Here is a 2,259-nt window from a genome sequence, read left to right on the forward strand (position 1 = left end):
GTCCAATGCGCCTACGAGAAGTGGAAGCGTTCGAAAGGGAGCATGGCTATAAGCCGACGGCGCTTCGAGTTGCTATCGATGCGATTGGTCTTTTTGTGCATCGTGATAACTCTATCGAGGGACTTAATTTTCGCGAAATTGACAGCATATTTTCAGAGACATTGCGCTGTGGCGCGACTAAGCCGCTAAACAATTGGCAAGATTTAGGTATCAGCCAGCCGTGGGCAAAACATAGATTCCAACTGTTCGGTCGTAATTCCGTTTCGGGAACCTACGGCTACTTCAAACAAAACGCATTATGTAGTGGCGACTTCAAGAACCGAGTCAATGAACAGCCAGGATCTGCGTCGGTTGTACAGTCGGTCGCTTCATCAATCAGCGGGATAGGGTACTCAGGTATTGGTTATCGAGTGGCTGGTGTTAAGTTAATTCCTATTGCTGAGCATGGTTCTGATTACGTAGAGCCTACTCGAGCGAATATTTTAAGCGGAGATTACCCTCTATCGCGCTTTCTCTATGTATATGTGAATAAACACCCAGATAAACCGCTTTCTCCTGTAGAGAGAGAGTTCCTCACTTTTGTATTCTCGAAGCAAGGGCAAGAACTGGTAGAGAAAGATGGCTATTTAGCGATACCGCCTGAGTTCGCAGAGCAAGAGTTGGCAAAAGTCGGGCTCTGATTGAGGCTAACACAAACTTAGAAAACAAACGTATGAACAGCTTGCTAAGTCGCAGGCTGTTTTTATTTTGACTGTTCGTTATTCTATCTTTAACGACCATCCAGCATTTTGCCAACGTTGTTGTTCTTCTTTGAGTTCATATTCAAGCAGTTGGTTTTGGGCCAACCAATCGCTGTTAGATCCTTTCAATCCCCAGTTATCCTCTTGTTCAATCGTTAGAGTCGTGTCTGGGACTAGTGCTTGATTTCTCTGACGATTGAGTAAGATAGCGAGTCTTAATATGCGAATTAGTAGCGTTATTTGTTGTGGAGAAAATAGAGACAGTTCCGGCAAGTCTTGCCGCTTAATCGCTTTTCTTTGGTGGCGAACCAATGTCGAGATAAGACGTTGTTGCTCAGTATTGAAACCGGGCATTGTCGTGTGCTTAAGCAGATAAGCCGAATGGCGGTGATAGCCTTGGAATGCGATGCTTTGCCCTACCTCATGAAGTAGTGCAGCCCAACCAACTAGATCATACAGCTCATTAGTGACCATAGTCGTTACTTGAGGCTGCACTTGTTTCAGTAATGCAAGGGCGAGTTCTTTGACTCTCTGGCCATGAGCTAAGTCAACATGGTATCGAGAGACGAGCGTTTCGGCAGTTCTTGTTCGAACATCAATATCTTTAAACCTATCCTCCATGTCATAAAGAACGCCTTCTCTCAGGGCGCCATCAGAAAAATGTAACTCCTTTATGTCTAGCGTATCCATGGCTGCTGAAAGAATGATGACGCCAGCAGCAAACACCGGCTTTCTCTCATCACTTAAACCTGAAAGGTCTAAGGTTTTGGATGATGAAAACTCACATAAGTGATTTTTCAAATAGGACAGACGTTGCGGCGTAATGAGACCATCGGTAAAGCCTAAACCAATGAGTACCTCTTTTATTGACTTAGTCGTCCCTGATGAGCCAAAGGCGATTTCCCAAGGCGCCTTTGTATATTCTTCAATCAATGGCATCAATAGACGAGTAGCCGCGGTATAAGCATCTGAGAAGTGTTGTGAGGTTAGCTCTCCGTCAGCAAAGAAGTGTTGAGTGAAGCTGACGCATCCCATAGGTAAACTGCGCATAATTAGGGGCGTAAAGCCTTGCCCTGCGACGAGTTCCGTACTCCCTCCACCGATATCAATAACCAATTTAGATTCAGAAGCGGTTTGAGTGTGTTCTACACCGTTATAGATTATTCGAGCTTCTTCTTGACCTGAAATGATCTCTATTGGAAAAGGAAACAGTGGTTTGGCTTGCTCTAAGAAGTCTTGAGCGTTTTTGGCTTTTCTTAGGGTATGAGTCGCAACAACTCTTACATCATCAAGTTCAAAATCCGCTAGTCGTTCTGCGAACACTTTGAGGCACTCCAAGCCTCGCTCGATAGCACTTTCGGATAAGAAGTTAAACTCATCCAACCCATCACCTAATCTCACTTTCTGTTTGTGTCTGCTGACTAATTGCAGGTGTTGTTCGAATACTCGGGCAACCACCATATGAAAACTGTTCGAACCCAAGTCGATAGCGGCAATACATCGAGAATGTTTGTTATCA

At 44.7% G+C, this 2,259-nt stretch carries 2 protein-coding genes; one reads left to right on the forward strand and one right to left on the reverse strand.

Annotation, left to right across the window (positions count from 1 at the left end; genetic code table 11):
- The coding region (locus tag AB4496_RS19995; protein ID WP_372131720.1) for a PstS family phosphate ABC transporter substrate-binding protein at window positions 1-680 on the forward strand (680 nt) is incomplete at its 5' end.
- Between the two features lie 78 nt (window positions 681-758).
- Here AB4496_RS19995 and ppx read toward each other — a convergent pair.
- Window positions 759-2,259: exopolyphosphatase (ppx, locus tag AB4496_RS20000; protein WP_372131722.1), on the reverse strand; the 1,501-nt coding region annotated here is incomplete at its 5' end.

Source organism: Vibrio sp. 10N.222.46.A1, assembly GCF_041473595.1.
GTDB classification, from domain to species: domain Bacteria; phylum Pseudomonadota; class Gammaproteobacteria; order Enterobacterales; family Vibrionaceae; genus Vibrio; species Vibrio tasmaniensis_A.